Origin of the sequence: Mucilaginibacter sp. KACC 22773, from assembly GCF_028736215.1 — a bacterium.
Taxonomy (GTDB): domain Bacteria; phylum Bacteroidota; class Bacteroidia; order Sphingobacteriales; family Sphingobacteriaceae; genus Mucilaginibacter.
This window is the reverse complement of sequence record NZ_CP117883.1, coordinates 3,096,417-3,115,608: the sequence shown is the minus strand read 5'-3', so window position 1 is coordinate 3,115,608 and position 19,192 is coordinate 3,096,417. Positions and strand designations below refer to the sequence as shown.

General features: G+C 42.2%; 17 protein-coding genes. 12 read left to right on the top strand and 5 right to left on the bottom strand.

What is annotated here, in order from left to right; all coding sequences use genetic code 11:
- Positions 1-224 precede the first annotated feature (224 nt).
- Positions 225-485 carry an SRPBCC domain-containing protein gene (locus tag PQ469_RS13090; RefSeq protein ID WP_274213357.1) on the top strand — a complete coding sequence of 87 codons (261 nt, stop codon included), beginning with the start codon at positions 225-227 and terminating at the stop codon, positions 483-485.
- 116 nt (positions 486-601) lie between these two features.
- On the opposite strand, the gene PQ469_RS13085 is transcribed toward PQ469_RS13090, so the two are convergent.
- The 3 genes from PQ469_RS13085 to PQ469_RS13075 form a co-directional block, all read right to left on the bottom strand.
- Positions 602-1,036, bottom strand: coding sequence for an OsmC family protein (locus PQ469_RS13085; protein WP_090650246.1), 435 nt, complete (start codon positions 1,034-1,036; stop codon positions 602-604).
- A 93-nt stretch (positions 1,037-1,129) separates the two neighbouring features.
- A complete protein-coding gene (locus PQ469_RS13080) occupies positions 1,130-1,546 on the bottom strand; it encodes a DUF3052 family protein (RefSeq protein WP_090650243.1) in 417 nt (138 codons plus the stop codon).
- Between the two features lie 4 nt (positions 1,547-1,550).
- Positions 1,551-1,982, bottom strand: a complete 432-nt coding sequence (locus PQ469_RS13075) for a DinB family protein (protein ID WP_274213356.1) — start codon at positions 1,980-1,982, stop codon at positions 1,551-1,553.
- Between the two features lie 231 nt (positions 1,983-2,213).
- Between PQ469_RS13075 and PQ469_RS13070 the strand changes: the two genes are divergently transcribed.
- The 6 genes from PQ469_RS13070 to PQ469_RS13045 all read left to right on the top strand — a co-directional run bounded on the left by PQ469_RS13070 (position 2,214) and on the right by PQ469_RS13045 (position 11,560).
- Positions 2,214-3,461, top strand: coding sequence for a nucleoside recognition domain-containing protein (locus PQ469_RS13070; RefSeq protein WP_274213355.1), 1,248 nt, complete (start codon positions 2,214-2,216; stop codon positions 3,459-3,461).
- Positions 3,462-3,659: 198 nt separating this feature from the next.
- Positions 3,660-7,787, top strand: coding sequence for a PKD domain-containing protein (locus tag PQ469_RS13065; RefSeq protein WP_274213354.1), 4,128 nt, complete (start codon positions 3,660-3,662; stop codon positions 7,785-7,787).
- Between the two features lie 3 nt (positions 7,788-7,790).
- On the top strand, positions 7,791-8,828 hold the full coding sequence (locus PQ469_RS13060) for a PorP/SprF family type IX secretion system membrane protein (protein WP_274213353.1): 1,038 nt from the start codon (positions 7,791-7,793) through the stop codon (positions 8,826-8,828).
- Between the two features lie 42 nt (positions 8,829-8,870).
- Positions 8,871-9,317: a hypothetical protein gene (locus tag PQ469_RS13055; RefSeq protein ID WP_274213352.1), complete on the top strand. Its 447-nt coding sequence runs from the start codon at positions 8,871-8,873 to the stop codon at positions 9,315-9,317.
- A gap of 198 nt (positions 9,318-9,515) precedes the next feature.
- Positions 9,516-10,148 carry an RNA polymerase sigma factor gene (locus PQ469_RS13050; RefSeq protein ID WP_274213351.1) on the top strand — a complete coding sequence of 211 codons (633 nt, stop codon included), beginning with the start codon at positions 9,516-9,518 and terminating at the stop codon, positions 10,146-10,148.
- Entirely contained in the window at positions 10,145-11,560 is a 1,416-nt protein-coding gene (locus tag PQ469_RS13045; RefSeq protein WP_274213350.1) for a hypothetical protein, read from the top strand. Before PQ469_RS13050 ends, PQ469_RS13045 begins: the two co-directional genes overlap by 4 nt.
- Positions 11,561-11,657: 97 nt before the next feature.
- On the opposite strand, the gene PQ469_RS13040 is transcribed toward PQ469_RS13045, so the two are convergent.
- A complete protein-coding gene (locus PQ469_RS13040) occupies positions 11,658-12,254 on the bottom strand; it encodes a 2OG-Fe(II) oxygenase (RefSeq protein ID WP_274213349.1) in 597 nt (198 codons plus the stop codon).
- A gap of 78 nt (positions 12,255-12,332) precedes the next feature.
- Positions 12,333-12,995, bottom strand: a complete 663-nt coding sequence (locus PQ469_RS13035) for an NAD-dependent epimerase/dehydratase family protein (protein WP_274213348.1) — start codon at positions 12,993-12,995, stop codon at positions 12,333-12,335.
- A 175-nt stretch (positions 12,996-13,170) separates the two neighbouring features.
- Here PQ469_RS13035 and PQ469_RS13030 point away from each other — a divergent pair, with 175 nt between their 5' ends.
- The 5 genes from PQ469_RS13030 (at position 13,171) to PQ469_RS13010 (ending at position 19,192) form a co-directional block, all read left to right on the top strand.
- Complete coding sequence (locus PQ469_RS13030) at positions 13,171-13,998, top strand: glycosyltransferase family 2 protein (protein WP_274213347.1); 828 nt, start codon at positions 13,171-13,173, stop codon at positions 13,996-13,998.
- Between the two features lie 15 nt (positions 13,999-14,013).
- On the top strand, positions 14,014-15,426 hold the full coding sequence (locus PQ469_RS13025; protein WP_274213346.1) for an oligosaccharide flippase family protein: 1,413 nt from the start codon (positions 14,014-14,016) through the stop codon (positions 15,424-15,426).
- Between the two features lie 76 nt (positions 15,427-15,502).
- Entirely contained in the window at positions 15,503-17,167 is a 1,665-nt protein-coding gene (locus tag PQ469_RS13020) for a hypothetical protein (RefSeq protein ID WP_274213345.1), read from the top strand.
- Positions 17,157-18,125 carry a glycosyltransferase family 2 protein gene (locus PQ469_RS13015; RefSeq protein ID WP_274213344.1) on the top strand — a complete coding sequence of 323 codons (969 nt, stop codon included), beginning with the start codon at positions 17,157-17,159 and terminating at the stop codon, positions 18,123-18,125. The genes PQ469_RS13020 and PQ469_RS13015 overlap by 11 nt, the downstream gene beginning before the upstream one ends.
- Complete coding sequence (locus tag PQ469_RS13010; protein ID WP_274213343.1) at positions 18,122-19,192, top strand: glycosyltransferase family 4 protein; 1,071 nt, start codon at positions 18,122-18,124, stop codon at positions 19,190-19,192. The genes PQ469_RS13015 and PQ469_RS13010 overlap by 4 nt, the downstream gene beginning before the upstream one ends.

The following is a 19,192-nucleotide window of genomic DNA, read 5'->3' as shown; positions in this document are numbered from 1 at the left end:
TTAAAACATAAAAAGCGATGGTTATAATCCGTCGCTTTTTATGTTTAATAAAGTACTTACAGGGCTGTATTACAAAAAGCTTAGCCTTTACCAACCGCGTGTTGGTTAATCAAGCAAGCATTACAAGCCCAAAAGTGTGTGTACCGGTACGGGATGACACACCCTGAAACAACCTGGTACGGGGTGGTACGGGGTGAAACACCCTGGTACGGGCTGGTACACCATTGAAAAATGCCGGCAGCAAACACTGTTTTAAACCTCATCGGCTGCCAACCATTTATCATCCCGAGAAAATTGTACCGCAATGGTATTCTGAAGGTAAATCAGATGATTTTGTAGTTACCATAAAACTACACCCCGATAAACAAGGCACATTTGCCGAAATTGAGCACACCAACATTCCCGATGAGGATTTTGACGATATAACCGATGGCTGGACCCATAGCTACTTTGGCGGATTAATAGATTTTTTTGAAGGCGAGTAAGAGCCTGAGGTTAAAACGTAAAAAGCGATGGTTTATAGCCATCGCTTTTTACGTTTTAAATAAGTCCCTTTAATTTCCCCGGAACTTTACCAGAACTTTAATAGATTTTATTGTCGTTATATCTCTACTGCCGGGTGAACAAACACCTTCGATTTAATATCGGCGCCGGCTTTACCAAGCGTAGCAGCTACAGAACAATATTTGTTTAATGATAATTCAACCGCGCGGGCTGCTTTATCTTCATCAATATCGCCATACAAGTGAAATTCAACTTCGATATCCTGCCATAACGAAGGTTCTTTGCCGGCTTCGCGTTCGCCGTTAACCACCATTTTATAGTCCTTTACTTCCTGGCGTTGTTTTTTTAAAATGCTGATAACATCAATTGCCGAGCAACCTGCAAGGCCCATTAACAGCATTTGCATCGGGCGTATCCCAAAATCTTCGCCACCACTTTCGGGGCTGCTATCCATTTTTACTGTGTGACCAATGGAATCCACGGCCTCAAAGCCGAAATCGCCATGCACACGTTTAAGTTCTATTGTGGCCATAGTATTAAATTTATGATGATGCTAAGTTAGGTAATTGTTGGCGTTTGCAAATAATAGCTGATGATTGTTTACGCTGTTATTACCAAAAAAGTTTTAAGCCAATGATTTCCTGTCCTTTACCGGAATAACCAATTTTAAACCCGACCAAATCTCGTCCACGGCACAAACCTTTATATCAACCAGCCCTATTTTAAGTGCGAAATTGCGGATTACGTCTTCAGTAATATCGGTAACCACTTTTGATGCTTTTTTGGGCCACGACACCCAGATCATGCCATCGGGTTTTATTTGCTTCATCAATTGCGGCAAATTAATTAAAAACTCGTCCTGGCTTTTTGTGAAAAAATGGATAAGATCTTTTTTAACACCGGCATCATCCACAAAGTAAACTTCGGCCGGCATGTCGGTAAATAACTGCAAATAATAATCGGGGGCGTTAATCAGCATTACTGTTGCCGAAGCCTTTATGCCCAGCTTTTTTGCCAACGGTGTACCGGAGTATCCTGCCATATAATTAAATAGTTTTTAAATGATGCATTAAATGTTCAACATAATCATTAGCCAGCCATTCAACAGTTTGAAGGTTGGGTTCGCCTTTGCTGTTATCGCAACGGGCGGTCAGCCTGTCGGCCGGGTAATTTTCCCAAACCCTTATTATTTGCCTGTTAAGCAAAATCCAAAGGTCAAGCACTTCTTTAATATCAGCATCCTGGTAATGTTGTACAGCAACATAAATATCCTGCTCATAAACCAGTTTAAAGTTCTCCTCGTAAGTGCAGCGTACAAAGCGCTGCAGGTTTATTTGGGCGCTGTCAATCAGGTGGCCAATGACCTCTTTTTTTGACCATTTACCGGGTGCGGGTTTTAAATCCCAATTATCATCGGGTGATCTGGTTTGCAAAAAATCGGTTATAGCGGTGTTTAAAATGGCCGAAGTAGTGATCATGGTGTTGTTTTTTTTAATACGTGGGGAGAAAATCAAGAGTCAAGAATCAAGACAAAAACTATAAAGGCTAATTTAGGATTAATTTTAATGAAGAAACAGCTTCGATCCTATTCTTAGCAAATTCGCGCTATCTTAATTCTTGACTCTTGATTCTATCTTCCCACTGTCCAAGTTAAGTATTATTTCATATTGAAATACAAAACCATTAACTTCAAAGCCTTAAAGACACGTATGGCCCTTAATTATATCTGGATAGCATTTTTTTTGATCGCTTTTGTTGTAGCACTCATTAAGCTTATTTTTTTTGGCGACGTAGAGGCTTTTAAATTGCTTGTCGACGGTATTTTCAATTCGTCAAAATCATCGGTAATGGATATTGCCTTACCATTGATTGGCGCTATGGCCTTTTGGCTGGGTATATTAAATGTGGGCGAAAAGGCAGGCGCCATAAATTTTCTATCGCGGCTGGTAGGGCCGTTTTTTAGCCGCCTGTTTCCTGATGTACCTAAAAAGCATCCGGCTGTTGGTCAAATGCTCATGAATTTCTCGGCCAATTTACTTGGGCTTGATAATGCGGCCACCCCGCTGGGTTTAAAAGCTATGGGGAGCCTGCAGGAGTTAAATAAAGATAAGGAATCGGCTTCAAACGCACAGATCATGTTCCTGGTGCTGCATACTTCGGGCCTGCAAATGTTGCCGGTTACTATCATAGCGCAACGTGCCATTTTAAATGCCAAAGATCCTGCAGATATATTTTTACCATGCGTTATAGCAACCTACGTAGCAACGGTTGTTGGTTTATTAATTGTAGCTATAAAACAAAAGATAAACCTTTGGGATAAGGTTATCATTGCCTGGCTGGGCGGGGTAACCGCTTTTATTACGATAGTGGTATGGTATTTTACAAAGTACTTAACTAACGAAGAAATAAGTATAGTATCTAAAGTAGTTAGTAACTTTTTATTGTTTTTTATCCCGGTAGTATTTATCGTAGGCGGATTGATAAAAAAAATAAATGTATTTGATGTTTTTGTAGAAGGAGCAAAAAGCGGATTTGAAACATCGGTAAAGATAATCCCTTACCTGGTGGCAATGTTAGTAGGTATTAGCGTGTTTCGTAGTTGCGGTGCGCTGGATTATATGAACGAGGGTTTGCGTTGGGTTTGTATAAAGGCCAACCTTGACACCCGGTTTGTAGATGCAATGCCCGTAGCCTACATGAAACCGCTCAGCGGATCTGGTTCAAAAGCAATGATGATAGATGTAATGAAAACCTTTGGCCCCGATAGTTTTGCAGGCCGCCTGGGTAGTGTATTCAACGGTTCGGCCGATACTACGTTCTATATAGTTGCCTTATATTTTGGTACCGTGGGGATAAAAAAATCACGGTACGCCATACCCGCCGGCTTATTTGCCGATGCAGCCGGTATCATAGCTGCAATATTCATCTCTTATTTATTTTTTGGAAATTTAAAGTAAGCTTAGCACCGTTATCATTCATTATTAAGCAACCTATTTTATTTCTGTTACAGGCAATTACTTTGTTCGTTTTTGGCGAAAAACCTCTGGTTCAAAAATTTTACTTTTTGCAATAAATTCAATTATTATTTGAAAATAATTATTATTTTCGACCAATCTATTGAATTTTAAGCAATTATCTACAGTAAAAGCAAGTGAATGAATAAAATATTTACTACAAATTTATTTTTTTTTGCTTTATTTAATTTAGTTGCTTTTTCGGCCTTAGCGCAAACTATAACTATTGGCAATGTAGATACCGGCCCCTATGCGCCAGGGTCGACAATAAGCGTTCCCATCCAGGTAACGGGTTCATGCATCGATCCTGCTAATACCTACAATCTTTACCTTTCAAATGCCAGCGGTAGTTTCACGTCGCAAAAACTAATTGGCAAGTTCACGGGCAACTATGCTACTTTTGTAAATGGCATAATACCAGCCGGCACCATTCCCGGCACCGGTTATTTGGTTAGAGTAGCCGCTACCAAACCATCGGTTACAAGCACGTCATCAGCTGCCATATCAATTGTTGCCGGCGCAGGCACTGTTGCAGCGTTAAATTCGCAATCGATAGATGCCAATTATCCCGAAGTGTTTGGCACTTGTTCGGGGTCGGGCAATTCTTCTTATAATTTTATAAATACATCAACTACAGGCGCCACAGTTACCGCAAGCTTTTACAACGAGCTTTCGCAGGTGACTGAAGCATCCAATGTTAATTTTACCAATAATGGTAATTTTACAGCCAAAGCTGCTAATTACACAATTAGCGTAAAAGCTGTTTTAGGAGGCATTACAGGTACCTATACTTATACCCTGGTCAATAACCTGGTTAACAACAGCTTCGGGGTTGAGGGTAGCACAACGGCCTGCCTTGGCAGCGGGGCTACCAATTTAACGTACAACATCGACCCGAATGTTATAAAAAGCAACTATCCCGGGTTGCTTTATAATGTTTCCTGGGGCGATGGTACGCCATCGGTATCTTATACCTATTGCCAGATACTTGCTGCCGGCGGCAAAGTTTCTCACCAATATGTTAAGGCATCATGCGGAAACATAGTTAAAGGCCAAAACAATTCATTTGAAGTAAAACTGCAATTAGCAAGCCCGTTTTGCGGCAATGTAGGCACCCCCGTTGCCAGTTACGCAAAAGTTATAGCGCCGCCAATTAACCTGCCGGTTGTGCCGGTGGCCGCCTGTGTAAATACTGCGGTTAAATTTGTAAACAATTCTTTTCCGGGCGACGACCCCAACAGTACGTCGGCAAGTTGTACAAACAGCAAAGCCCGGTATACGTGGCTTGTTGACGGCGTAACCAAACAAGTTAATTACAAACTATCTGATGCTTTCATTTATACTTTTACAACCACCGGTACGCATACAGTAACCTTGCAACTGCAAAACAACACAGGCTCATGCGCCGTTGCCGATGTTACGCAGGATATTTGTATCCAGGAGGCTCCTGTGCCGACCTTTTCGCTGCCTGTTAATTCGGGTTGCATCCCCCTTACGGTTACTCCTGTAAACACATCAAAAATTGACTCAAACTGTAATAATACCAATAAATATGTGTGGACGGTTACCGGTCCAGCACCCGTAGCTTATGCAAACGGCACAAATGCAAACAGCCAAACGCCACAGTTTTTGTTTAATAAAACAGGTGTTTACAATATTAAACTGGCAATCTCGACGGTAAGTTGCGGGCTGATAACCGATGCTAACACACAAACGGTTGTGGTTGATGATGTGCCCACAGCCACATTATCAAAAGATACTGTGTTTTGCGGAACAAATAGTACTCTTAAATTTGATAATAACATTAACAGTGCTACCAAAGTAACATTTTCCGGATCGGCACAAAACACCGGTGCAACCTACAAATGGACGGTAACCGGCGGGGCATTTTCTTTTATTAATAATACTACCGACGTTTCACAATATCCGGTCATAAAATTTAACGATTTTGCCAAGTATACCGTTACCGTAACAAATACCAACGTTTGCGGGGCACCGGCCACCAGCAGCCAGCATTTACAATTTATAGCAGCGCCAACAGTTACCGCCGGCACCTACCCTGCCGTTTGCGCCGGGACACCCATAAGTTTGAATGGTGCGTCAAATAATCCTTCAATAAAAATGCGCTGGGCCGGCGGTACCGGCACCTTTACCGACCGAAATTTGGCGCAGACAGTTTATACACCTTCATCCGCCGAAATAAAGGCGGGCAAGGTTACTCTCCTTTTTCAGGGGATAACAACCCTGGCCGCACCCTGCGATACCATAACCGATCCAACAACCATCGTCATCAATAAAGCCGATTCAATTACAAGTAAAAATACAGTTACGTCCTGTGCAGGAAAATCGCTTGGTTATACTATTACAGCAACGAAACCTGCAACAACGTTTACGTGGGCAGTTGATGCATCAAAAACCAGCGCAACTGCTGGTGGTTACACGGTAAGTGGCAGCGGCAGCTTTATAAACGATGTTTTAACCAACAGCGATTTAAACGGAAATGCGACTGTAACGTATAATATTATATCAACCAGCCAGGGCTGTGTTAGCGGTGTATTTGTACTTACAGTAACTATCCCCCCGGCTATTGCTACCCCATCGTTTACCAAGGATAACAGCACAGCGTGCGGTAATATGCTGGTTAAGTTCACCAATACATCCAAACCAATAAACAGTGTTTTTTTATGGGATTTTGGCGACGGCTCAACAGATACAGGGACCAATCCCCAACACATATTTTTGGCAAAAACAGACGGTCGGGATACTGTTTATCACATCAGTTTAAGCATTGTAAGCAATTGCAATATAGCCCCTCCTTACCTCGATTCGGTAAGAATAAGCCCACAAAAACCAATTGCAAGGCTAATTCCTGATAGAGTTGAAGGTTGCTCGCCTTTTATTGTAACAGGCAAAAACTCATCGCCCGGTAAAAACTTACAGTACACCTACTACCTGTATGACGGGCCGCTGATGCTGGAATCAAAAGTATATACCGATAAAAGCGATTTTAAGTTTGATACGCCATTAAATACCACCCGTACAAAGCAGTACACCATATTTATGGTTGCCCAAAATTACTGTGGCAATACCGATACCACGCTCAAACGTACCATAACGGTATCGGCCCCAACTATTACGCCGGATATGTTTTTTCTGAATAATAAAAACAGCGGGTGTGCACCTTTAAATTTAACGTTTGTAAATAATTCATCAGGCGGCGATACATTTTATTACACCATTTATGATGATAAATACGCCGTAGTAACCAATGTAGCAGCCGGTACCGATAACCTGCCTTATGTATTTACAAAACCAGGCCTGTATTATGTAACCATAACCGCTTCAAGTGCATGTTCGTCGGGCAATGAATCATCCAAATCAACAAACCGGGTTATGGTATATGATATACCCAAAGCCGGCTTTGCAGCATCAGATACCACGGGCTGCCGAAATGTTACCGCGTCGTTTACAAATTCTACCTACGCCGATCCTAACACACAGCCGATAGCCCTATCCTATACCTGGTATTACGGAGATGGGGCTACAGCCACCGGATTTACGCCACCACCACATACCTACAATTATAAAAATTCGCCTTACACCGTTAAACTTGTGGCCCTTAACCCATTAACAGGCTGTACAGACAGTTTGGTAAAAAAAGATTATATAAAAGTTACGTCGCCACCGGGCACTGCTTTTACCGCCAATCCCGATACTGTCACCAGCATACCAAATTACCAGTTTCAGTTTGTTGACCAAACTACCGGAACGCCGGCCAATTGGATGTGGGATTTTGGAGACGGAACTGTAAGCGCCCTTGGTAACCCAATCCATACTTATGCAGATACGGGAAAATATAAGGTAACGCTGGTAACCAGCACTAAAGATTTTTGCGATAGCGCAGTAACACACTATGTACGCATAACTGGTATTCCCGGCGAACTGTATTTGCCTAACGCCTTTATGCCTACCAGCGGTACCACCGAACTAAGAAAGTTTGCGGCCAAAGGATCGGGTATTAGGCAATGGCACCTGCAAATATTTAATGGCTTTGGCCAGTTAATTTGGGAAACCACGAAACTATCGGCCCCTAAAGGCACCCCGGTTGATGGCGATGGCTGGGACGGTACTTTTAAAGGAGTACCCGTAGAGCAGGGCGTTTACGTGTGGCAGGCTTCGGCAACATTTATAAACGGCAGCGAGTGGAAAGGAATGTCGTACAATAATTCATTACCCAAACGAACGGGTGTTGTTCATTTAATAAGATAAATAATGCGCGTTTTGCTTAAAGGATATGTTTTAGGGTTGTTAATGCTGTTGTTTGTTAGCGTGGCCGTTGCCCAGGATCATATGTACTCTCAGTTTTTTAATTCGCCCGTGTATCTTAACCCTGCATTAAACGGGCAATTCCAGGGCGATTTGCGGATGAACCTTATTTATCGCAATCAATTTACATCGGTGCCTGGCGGGTTTAACTATCTTACAGCATCGGTAGATTATAATATTCCGCAATTTGGCGGCGGGGTTGGTTTGATATTTACCCGGGGTAATGAGGGTACTGCCGGGCTTACAAAAAACAATATAGCCGGTATTTACTCCTATAGTGTTGGTTCCGATGATTTTGTATTATCGTTTGGCGTGCAGGCAGGGGTAACTAACCGCTCGGTTGATTATGGCAAACTGGTATTCAGCGACCAGATTGACCCACGTTTAGGGTACATCCCCGGATCGCCAACAAATGCCGAGTCGCCAAGATTCGACAGCCGGTTCTACTTTGATTCAGGCGCGGGTATAAACCTTGCTTTAAGCGATTTTAATATTGGCGGTGCATTGCAGCATATTAACCGGCCCAATGAATCATTTACGGGTACGCCCGCAAAATTACCTATGCGCGGTACGGCACATATAAGCTATAGATGGGATCTTAACAAGGATGAAAATCTTGATGAGGACGAAAAATCTTTTTTTATTCCATCAGTTGTTTTTTATAAACAATCAACGGCACAATCAATAAATATGGGGCTACAGTATAAAAGACATAACCTTAATGCCGGTTTATGGGTGCGTACTGCCGGATCGGGCGGGCCATCTGCAATCACTTTTTCGTTAATATTTGATCTGTTTTTAAACAAAGAGAGCGGAGAAAAATTCAGGTTGGGGGTAAGCCATGATGCGCCAATTTCGGGTCTTAATTATAGCAATACCAGCGGCACAACCGAAGGAAGTATTGGTTATGAAACCACCTTGCCCTCCCGTGTGGATACCTATCATAAATTTGAAGGGGCAAGGCGCTGTTATGATTTTTATTAAGAATTTTATATACCTTTATCAAGTTATATATCCTGAATTACGATGGAGAGAATCTATCACAAAGCAAGACCCGACCAGTCTTATCTTAAAGACAAACGACATAAAAAGAAAACAGCCATGATAGGTGCATGGATGCTGGCGATTTTTGGAATTATTTTTATGATGATAGTTGTAAAGTTTGCCACATCGGGAGGATCATCTGATATGCTTACGTTTACCATGTTCCCAAACAGCGATGATGCATACCAGGCAGCCAAGCAGTACATTGCACCTACCATCAAATCGGGCAATTTAACTTTTGCCGAAGATCACTATCAGTTTGCAAAAAAATCAGATTCGGTGTTTGTCATTAAATCATACGTAACTTCAATTGATAAAAAAGGAGAAAAAGTAAAAACCAATTTTAAGATCACATTAAAATACAACGGAGGCCCCAAGGCAGTACAGGATAACTGGACAATGATTGATGTGAATGAGGTAGCAGAGTAATGCTTCATTATTCAAGGTAATTTGCGATCTGCAAAACACATTAATAATACCTGTTTTACGGTTCTTTTACTTTTAAAAGCGAACTGGATTTATCATAAATAAGCTTTCTGAAAAAAAAGTAAAACCAAAGGCAACCCTTTCAACTATAAATACGTGTTAGTTGCAAACAGGAATTAATTAAACAGGTAGCCCGTATATATGGGAGAAGCAGAACTACAACAATTGATTGCAGGCTGTTTACAGCATAGCCGAAAAGACCAGAAGATGCTTTACAAAGCATTTTATGGCTTTGCTATGAGCATATGCCTGCGATACGCCGGCAATAGGTACGAAGCTGCTGAGATCATGAACCAGGGCTTTTTAAAAGTGTTTACCAACTTACAAAAATATGATACCACCCGCCCCTTTATTGCATGGGTTGGCAGGATTATGATGAACACCTCGGTTGATTATTACAGAAGTAACCTAAAACTCTCGCTAACCGATGACCTTGATGCTGCCGAGGATATAGGGCATAACGAACTCCCCGACCAAAAGTTAAATTACGATGATCTTATCGGCATGGTACAACAACTGCCAAACGCCTACCGGACGGTGTTTAACCTTTTTGCTATTGAGGGATTTTCGCACGAGGAGATAGCGTCGAAACTAAATATAAGTACAGGTACATCAAAATCAAATTTGTTTAAAGCGCGTGAAAAATTGAAAAATATGGTAATCAACTCCGGCAGGCTGCCGGATAGTAATTCCGGCAGCGGGCAACATACCATTGTGGCTATTGGCACTATAAGCATCAGTATGTCGGTATTGATAGAATTAATAATGAAATGAAAGAGAAAAACGAAAATAAGTTGGATCAATTATTCAGGGACGGGTTATCCGGCCCTGGAGACCACTTTGCTTTTCGGGAGGAGGATTGGGAGTCTATGGAGCAGCTGCTGGATAAAAAATCCAATAAAAAAGCAGGCTTCTTCCGTATTATGTATTATGCATCCGGCATTGCAGCTTTATTGCTGCTGGCTTTAGGTTTATATTTTTACAGCAAAAACGATACTACAGATCCAGCTAAATCACGCGTAAAGGTGGTTAATAAAACAGGCAATAGCCAAAAACATTCAGGTTCACCTGGTAGGGATACTGGCAACGACAGCCTCAACAATAAAACTGATGACATTGCGGTAACCGCCCCTGGCGGGCAATCCAATAGCGTTAAATCTGCAAAAAAAAATACGATTAACAATAAAGCAGAAAACATGGCCGTAAACAATTCAGCCAATAACAACCGGGCATCAAAAGTTAAAGTAAGCACGGGAAGTATTCTTAACGATAAAGCTACTAACATGGCTGCCAGCAAAGTGCTGCCTAAAAACAATGTGCAAAAAACGGAAACAATTAGTAAAGCCATACCAGGCAACAATGCAACCCAACTGGCCGATAATAAAACACCAAGTGCAAACAAAGCACCTGATGGCCAAACAACCGGTATTGACACACCTGATAATGGCGGTAAAATAGCCCAGGCAGGCAACCAGGTTAAAAACAACATAGCTGCAAATCAAAATGCAGATACGACAGCGAATAAGAAAGCAGAGCGGGAGGCAAAAAAACAAATGGCTATTGTTAAGGCATCAGCAATAAAAAACAGGCCACAGTTTTCTATCAGCGTGTTGGCCGCATCTGACGCTAATGCGGTAAATTCATTTGGGCATAGCCAAACAGGTACTAATTATGGATTGCAGCTTTCATTACGGATTACAAAAAAGTTAACTATAAGCACGGGTGCAGCATACGCTATTAAGCCTTATTCATCAACACCTACCAGTTATTCGTCTGCGTCTTACAATCCATCAATAACGCCTACCAATATCCAGGCAAATTGTAAGGTGCTTGATGTTCCTTTGAACCTCAGTTACCAATTGTATTCAAAAGGGAGCAACGCTATTGGTGTTGGTACGGGGTTATCATCGTACTTTATGCTTAAAGAAAATTACAGGTTTGATTACTCGGCCGAAAGCGGCTGGAAACCCTATAACCTGGAAATACGAAATAAAAATACACACCTGTTTGGCGTGTTGAACGTTAATGTTAATTACCAGCGAAGAATAAATTCAAAGTTTAGCGCCGTTTTACAACCCTACATGAAACTACCGATTACCGGTATTGGCAATGGCAAGGTCGACCTCAAATCAACCGGCGTTGCCCTTGGTATAAACTGGAACATTGGTTCAGGGTTTAAGCCATGATAGGCCGAAGTTTGAAGTACTAAGTAGAGCACTTTAAGTCGTAAAATGGATTTCGATTTTTTGACTTAGGGCTTAGTACTTTCGACTTCAGACTTATTTAATGATCTACCTTTAACCAGCCAGTAATACTCATTCTTGGTTTTTGAGTACATAAAACCTCGTGAACAAGCTCATTACTTTTAAAGAATACCGTGCGCCCGTTTTCAGGGCTGATGTTTTGTTCACGAGTTAAATGGTGTATACGCAATTCGCCACCATCGGCAGCTAACCACCCGGTATTTAAATACATGATCATTGAATATTTACGACTATCGTTATTCCTGAACTGATCAAGATGTTTTTTGTAGAAAGCGCCCTTTTCATACAACGTATAATGAAATTCATAGCCGGTGATACCGGTATAACAGGTTTTATTAAGATAGGCAACAAAGCTATCCATCAGGTCGAGAAAATCATTTTCGCAAGGGGTGTCATGCTTGCGGTCGAGCCAGTAGATGTGGTCGCCCCTAACTTTAGTGTCATGGTTCACGGCTGTATCGTTACCGGTTCCGGCAGATAACAGCAAGCTCGATTGAACAAGTGCCAGTAGGTTTAGTTTAAGATCGGCAGCAAGCGTGTCACTTAAAAAATGATTGGCTATGCCAACCTTGTCGGCAAGGTAACTATCGATAAGGCAATTGAATGAATCTTCCAATAAAGGTGGATTAGCATGTTATCCGGCAAATGCAGGCATGTTGTTAAAGATACCCTTTTTATCGGCCCGGCAGCAGTATTACCCGGCCAATGCTATGATATCCTTCCCTTCTACAACTTTTTTGGGGTATGGGTGGTTTACTACCTTTATCATGGCGACAGCCAATTCCTCCAAAGTGCAAAAACCAGCCGGGTAAAGCGCACGGCCAACCGGGAACAGCCAGTTGATATACTTGTAAAAGTTATGGGCATTTTTCAAGCCCTGTATCGGTTTTATAAAGCCTGGCCTAAAGGCGTAAACTTGTTTAAAGGGCAGTTTCATCAGGTCGTTTTCTGTTTTGCCTTTTACCGCGGCCCACCCGTTGCCTTTTTCATTACTATCGGTGCCAGCGCCCGATACATAGCAAAAAGTCATTTCAGGATCTTGTTTTGCCAATATTTGAGCCATGTGCATGGTGAGTGTATAAGTAAGCTTATAATATTCATCGGCCTTTTTGCCCACCGAAGTAACACCCAGGCAAAAAAAACACGCATTATAACCGGTAAGCTGATCACTGATTGACGAGAGATCAAAAAAATCGGCATGAATGATCTCTTTTAATTGGGGATGCGATACCCCCGACGGCTTCCGGTTAATCACTAATACCTGCTCAACATCCGGGTTTTGTAAACATTGGTGCATAAGCCCCTCGCCTACCATTCCGGTTGCGCCGGTAACAATGGCTTTTATTCCTGTTTTCATATGGTAAAATGTATTTGCATAAAATTAATGCTTTAAAATGAGGCCGCACGCGCTTTTTGAAATAAGTTTTTGGTGCGCGGGCAACCCTCCCGCCTAAAATAACGATATAGTTAATAGATGCCCTTTGCTTCTTGTATTACTTAAAGCAACAGACACCGATTAACATTAATATAACATGAATCCAATTTCTGTTGTGATCATTACCAAAAACGAGGCCGGTACCCTTGTTAAAAGTATCCCGCTGCTGAAACAGATCAGCGACGACATTATTGTGATTGACAATAACAGTACCGATCAAACCGTAACTATAGCCACGGCATATGGCTGCAAAGTATATCAAAAGGCATGGATTGGCTATGGTGCCAACAAAAATAAAGGCATTCAACTGGCGCGATATAACTGGATACTAAGCGTTGATGGTGATGAGATACCCGACCAGGCCCTGATCAACTCTATAAAGGCAACGGCTCCGGGCGATGATAAAACCGTTTACGATATAGCCTTTAAAACTTATTTTGGCAAAAAGCTCATCCGCTTTGGTAACTGGGGTCGCGATCACCATATCCGCCTGTTCAACAGGCAGCATGTTAAATGGAACGAAACGCCGGTACACGAAACATTGCAACTGCCGCAAAACGTTGTTGTAAAAAAACTGGACGGTAACCTGCACCATTATTCTGTGGAAAACCGGGCCGAGTACGAGAAGAAAACAATTCACTATTCGCAATTAAGCGCCATAAAGTACCTGAAAGCCGGAAAAAAGGCGGGCCTTGTAAAGCAGTATTTGGCGCCGGTATTTCATTTTGTGAAGACCTACTTGTTTTTATTGGGGTTTTTAGATGGCAGAGAAGGCTTCATCATTTCACGGATGGCATTTAAAAATACATGGCTAAAATATCATTACCTTAGTAAAGCTACACAAAGCCTAAAGAATAAGCCGATTTACCAGCATGACGTACCTACCGTGGCATATAAACTTAATACCCATGCGCGTGTTGAATAAACCACAGCATTGTTCATGAAAAAAAAGCTGGTAATTGATCTTTCGGCAAATACATTGCAGCTTGTCATCAACCAGCTGTTTGGGGTGATTATTTTTTATGTATTATCTGTAAATCTTGATAAAAACAGCTTTGGCCAGGTTAATCTGGCCTTAGCGGTACTGCTATCTGCATTCAATATCCTTTCTTTTGGTATCGACCAGGTAATTATTAAAAAAGTAGCGCATGGCGATGATGTTCAAACAGTTTTGTCGCTTTATGCTTTCCATGTGTTGTTTGCCGGAGGGCTATTTTATGGCATCCTGTTATTGGGCCGCACGTTTTTCATACATGACAATGAAGTATACCGCCTGATGCTGCTGTTGGGCCTGGGCAAGCTTATGATCTTCTTTTCCACACCATTAAAGCAGGTTTCTAGCGGCATGGAGCGTTTTAAATTACTGGCATGCATGCTGGTCATATCCAATATGGTAAGGGGCATCAGCCTGCTCATTTTGGCCGTTTTGCACCAGGTAAGCATAGGCACCATAATATGGGTATTTATTGGTGGCGATGTACTTGAATTAACGGCGTCCTTTTATCTTTTCAGGCGCTATGTACGGGTGCCCGTACTTCCCGCCTGGAGAAAATCACCTTACTTTGCCTTACTGCGCCAATCATTGCCACAGGTTGGAGTGGTCTTAATTACTTCGGCCCTGGCCCGGTTCGATTGGTTGTTCATCGGGTTTATGGTATCGGCAGTTAGTTTGGCAGAGTATAGTTTCGCATACAAGATATTTGAGATCTCTACCCTCCCCTTATTAGCTATCGCCCCCTTAATTCTTCCCCGTTTTACCAAATTATTTAAAACTGATAACCATCGCCGGGCCGATCTTAAATTGCTCATCCGGATAGAACTTATAATAGCAGCATTTACTGCTTTAATTTTAAATATGTGTTGGAACCCTGTGGTTGACAACATAACCCGTGGCAGGTATGGCGCGGTTAATACAACAACCATATTTATCCTCTCGCTTTGTTTACCCCTGCTGTATTTTAATAATTTTTTGTGGACGATTTTTTTTGCGCAAAACAGGTTAAAAATGATCTTCAATTCGTTTTTGCTCACTTTTGCCGTAAATGTAGTTGGCGACCTTGTATTAATCCCTTTTTACAAAAACGAAGGGGCTGCCCTCGCGTTTTTATTGGCCTGCCTGGTACAGGGTGTTTTCTACCTCGCCAATGACAAATCGGGGCTTAAGGGCTCTTTTTATACACTCGCCATTTGTACCGCATGCGCCTTTTTTAGCGGATTGGCAGCCAAAGCCCTATTCCCAAACCTATGGCTGGCCGCGATAATGGCGGTTGTATTTTACGGTGTTTCGTTATTGATCACGATGCAATTAAAGCGGGATGACAGAGCTGGCCTAATCGGGCTGTTAAACTGGTAAAATAAGGCATCTTCCTGCTTTACGCAGGCAACCAATACGGTTTTCAGGTCGTAATGACTTTAAATGCCCAAGGATAATGTTGGTTAACAAAGCAGTTTTTTACATTGATAAATTAAAGCAAAAGGTGGATTGGAAGCTACTGGCCTTTTTGCTTTTATTTTTGAACGTAAAAATCGGCATCAAGATCCCGGTTATCATCCTGTTCACACTCCTTCAATTTAATTTCAAATTCGGTTTTAGTTTCAAAAACTCCCGGTTGCCCCTGTTTTATCCATTAGTAATAGCTATAGCGGTTATTAACTGGTTTATAGGCAAAAATTATACGCAACTTAATTATAACATTATGTTATCGGCTGGTATAGGGTTTTGGATATTATGCATCCTTGCCATTCACCAGGTAAAGCTGGCTGTTGAGCAAAACCAACCCGCGGTAATACATCAAACCATTCTGGTTTTTTTTATTATCAATGCATTATTCTCGGCCGGCAACCTGGCTGCCATATTTTTAGAGACCCATGCCATTAACCCTTATACCTACCAGGGTCAGCTGCAAAAGTATTTTTTAAACACCGGCGATTATATAAGGGGTGTAACTTTTGATACCTCCACAACCAACGCCATGCTAAATGCTTTTGGCGTAATCTACTTTTTAACGCGCAAAAACGCCCCCATGCTTTTTGTGTGTATGGCTACCTTATTGTTTACGGGCAGCAATTTTATCAATATTGTTATAGTTCTCGTTTTTTTAATGTTATTTATTTTCAAAACAGATCGTTATCAAAAAAGCCTGATTGTAGTTTGCCTGGTTTTTTTAGGCGTTTTTATGGCGAAAATCTCGCCTCAAAATAATCAATATACAACTAACGCAATTTCGATCCTGCTGCATAAAGATCCAAGCCCGCCCACCCCCCCGGTGTGGGCAAATGTACCTGTGGAAGCGAGACCGGATAGTGTATTAAGCTTTGATGAACACAGGCAAAAACAGGCCATCATTTTCAGGGATAGCGTTTATAAGGCAGCCCATCCCAAAAGAACAGAGATTATAAAGCCACAGGACAAGCCCTACGAAACCGAAGGCGGCCGGATAGCCATTAAGGGGCCCGATATTAATTCGGCGCCTTATCAAAGCAGTACCCAAACCCCTCCCGAGCAAAAACAACTGGTGCAGTTTATTGATGCACACAAGACGGCGTTGCCAGTTGCCGGGCAGGAAATTGTAGTGCCCAGGCTGGATAGGCCCGGCAAGCTGATTGGCTTTTTACAAACAACCAATTTTTTGCGTCACCATATTAATAAAATAATAACCGGCGCTGGTATGGGCAATTTTTCGTCGAAGCTGGCTTTTAGGGCTACCGGCCTGGGATTTGCCGGAGGCTATCCGCATAAATTCACCTACATCGGGCATGATTTTATGGTAAATCATCTCGACTTGTATCTCAATTATTTCAGCAAAAGGGCGGGCTTTCATTCGTTAACCAATAGTCCGTTTTCGGTTTATGACCAGTTATTAGCCGAATATGGCATTATTGGCTTACTCGTATTTGCCGTTTACTACCTTGGCTTTTTTGCCAGGCATTATAAAGCTTTAACTTATGGCCTGCCCCTTTTGCTGTTAATGCTGGCAGCATTTTTTATCGAGTACTGGTTTGAACAGCTTTCGGTTATCGTATTTTTCGAACTGTTGCTGTTGCTAAACATCAAAGAAACCAAATCCCCTAAACTGTTGGCACATGAACTTTAGCATCCCACAAATAACGGTATTGATGCCTGCCTACAACGCCGGTAAATATATTGGCGATGCCATAACATCGGTACTGGAACAAACTTTTGCGGATTTTGAATTACTTATAATAAATGACGGATCGACAGACAATACGATCGACGTTGTCCGTTCATTTGACGACCCGCGCATTGTAGTAATTTACCAGGATAACAAAGGTATTGCCGGTGCGCTTAACAACGGACTGAAGTATGCCCGTGCGCCATATATAGCGCGCTTTGATGCCGATGATATTTGCTACCCCGAACGTCTGCAACTGCAGTATGATTTTATGGTAGCTAATCCAGAGTACAGCGTAATTGGATCGGCTGCTGACTATATTGACATGGAGGGGCACTTTTTGTTTACCCATAAGCCCCCGGCTTTTGATAACGACGAGATTCAGCAGTTAAAATATTCGGTTTGCCCTTTCATTCACTCCTGTGTTTTTTACAAAAAAGATATGGTAATTAGCAAGGGTGGCTATAATGAGCATGCCTATAGCTTTGAAGATCATTTTTTATGGGTTAATATTTTAAAAGATCAAAAGGCCTGCAACCTTGCCCTACCCTTAATTAAAGTAAGGCTAAACCCCGAATCAATCACCATTGATGAAAAATGGAGGCCCCGCAAGTTCAGGGACATCAAATATGCTACGCTTAAAAACCGCGCTATAAGTAAACGGGAAGGCAGTTTACTGGCAGAAATAGGCGAAAAACAATATTCGGCCAAAATAAAACAAGGCTCTTATTATGCGCTTTGCGGTAAAAAACTACTGCTTAATAACTTTCAGCCACAAAAGGCCCGCGTTCATGTGGCCAGGGCTATCAGCATCTCGCCCTTAAGGTTAGATAACTACCTGCTGTATACTGTTAGCTACCTTCCGGAACGAGTAATTATTTGGCTGCATAAATTAGTATCAGGAGGTGCTGCGATATGAAAGTAGCATTCATCACCCGGTCAACCTTGTATACCGTGCCCGGCGGCGATACCGTGCAGGTGGTGCAAACCGCGCGCCATCTTACTTTTATGGGCATTACCACCGATATAAAACTGGCAAACGAGCACATTAATTACAACAATTACGATCTGCTGCATTTTTTTAACCTTAGCCGTCCTGCCGATATTTTATACCATAGCCATAAGGCCGAAAAGCCATTCGTCATATCAACCATACTGTGTAATTACAGCGAGTATGATCAGCAGCATCGTAAAGGTTTGGGCAGAATTTTCAAGTATTTGCCGGCAGATGGTGTGGAATATGTTAAAACCATAGCCCGTTACCTGCTCGGCCGCGATAAACTGGCCAGTTTGGCTTATACCTGGAAGGGACAGCGCAAAAGTATATTGGATATTTTAAGCCGGGCGGCTATGATATTGCCCAACTCCCGCTCGGAGTATCACCGGGTATTAAACAATTACCCGGGCGAAGTAAGGCACATGGTGGTACCGAACGGCACCGATCAGCATTTGTTTAAATACGATGCCTCGGTAACAAAAGATGATAAACTGGTGCTTTGTGTTGCCAGGATAGAAGGCATTAAAAACCAGCTGAACCTGATAAAAGCATTAAATAACACGCCTTACCGTTTGCTGCTTATCGGAACCCATTCTCCCAACCAGGCAGCTTATTACCAGGAATGCCGCAAAACAGCGGCAGATAACATCACCTTCATTGAGCAGATACCGCAATATGAACTGGTAAAGTACTATGCACAGGCCAAAGTACATGTATTACCAAGTTGGTTTGAAACCACCGGCCTTAGTTCGATAGAAGCCGCCTTAATGGGCTGTAGCCTGGTTATCAGCGACAAAGGCGATGTAAGGGAATATTTTGCCGACGATGCATTTTATTGCGATCCGGCAATGCCTAAAAGCATTTTGGCTGCCATTGAAAAAGCCAGCCGGGCCCCCGTTAACGAAAATTTACGCGATAAGATTTTACAAAAATATACCTGGAAACAGGCTGCTACTGAAACTTTAAAAGCATATCAATCTGTATTATAA

What these genes read in the sequence shown, in the direction of transcription:
- PQ469_RS13050 (WP_274213351.1), top strand. Translation starts at nt 9,516, where the DNA reads ATGGGAGAAGCAGAACTACAACAATTGATTGCAGGCTGTTTACAGCAT.
- PQ469_RS13085 (WP_090650246.1), bottom strand. Translation starts at nt 1,036, where the DNA reads ATGGCCACAATAGAACTTAAACGTGTGCATGGCGATTTCGGCTTTGAG.
- PQ469_RS13025 (WP_274213346.1), top strand. Translation starts at nt 14,014, where the DNA reads ATGAAAAAAAAGCTGGTAATTGATCTTTCGGCAAATACATTGCAGCTT.
- PQ469_RS13060 (WP_274213353.1), top strand. Translation starts at nt 7,791, where the DNA reads ATGCGCGTTTTGCTTAAAGGATATGTTTTAGGGTTGTTAATGCTGTTG.
- PQ469_RS13020 (WP_274213345.1), top strand. Translation starts at nt 15,503, where the DNA reads ATGTTGGTTAACAAAGCAGTTTTTTACATTGATAAATTAAAGCAAAAG.
- PQ469_RS13035 (WP_274213348.1), bottom strand. Translation starts at nt 12,995, where the DNA reads ATGAAAACAGGAATAAAAGCCATTGTTACCGGCGCAACCGGAATGGTA.
- PQ469_RS13010 (WP_274213343.1), top strand. Translation starts at nt 18,122, where the DNA reads ATGAAAGTAGCATTCATCACCCGGTCAACCTTGTATACCGTGCCCGGC.
- PQ469_RS13015 (WP_274213344.1), top strand. Translation starts at nt 17,157, where the DNA reads ATGAACTTTAGCATCCCACAAATAACGGTATTGATGCCTGCCTACAAC.
- PQ469_RS13055 (WP_274213352.1), top strand. Translation starts at nt 8,871, where the DNA reads ATGGAGAGAATCTATCACAAAGCAAGACCCGACCAGTCTTATCTTAAA.
- PQ469_RS13070 (WP_274213355.1), top strand. Translation starts at nt 2,214, where the DNA reads ATGGCCCTTAATTATATCTGGATAGCATTTTTTTTGATCGCTTTTGTT.
- PQ469_RS13065 (WP_274213354.1), top strand. Translation starts at nt 3,660, where the DNA reads ATGAATAAAATATTTACTACAAATTTATTTTTTTTTGCTTTATTTAAT.
- PQ469_RS13080 (WP_090650243.1), bottom strand. Translation starts at nt 1,546, where the DNA reads ATGGCAGGATACTCCGGTACACCGTTGGCAAAAAAGCTGGGCATAAAG.
- PQ469_RS13075 (WP_274213356.1), bottom strand. Translation starts at nt 1,982, where the DNA reads ATGATCACTACTTCGGCCATTTTAAACACCGCTATAACCGATTTTTTG.
- PQ469_RS13030 (WP_274213347.1), top strand. Translation starts at nt 13,171, where the DNA reads ATGAATCCAATTTCTGTTGTGATCATTACCAAAAACGAGGCCGGTACC.
- PQ469_RS13045 (WP_274213350.1), top strand. Translation starts at nt 10,145, where the DNA reads ATGAAAGAGAAAAACGAAAATAAGTTGGATCAATTATTCAGGGACGGG.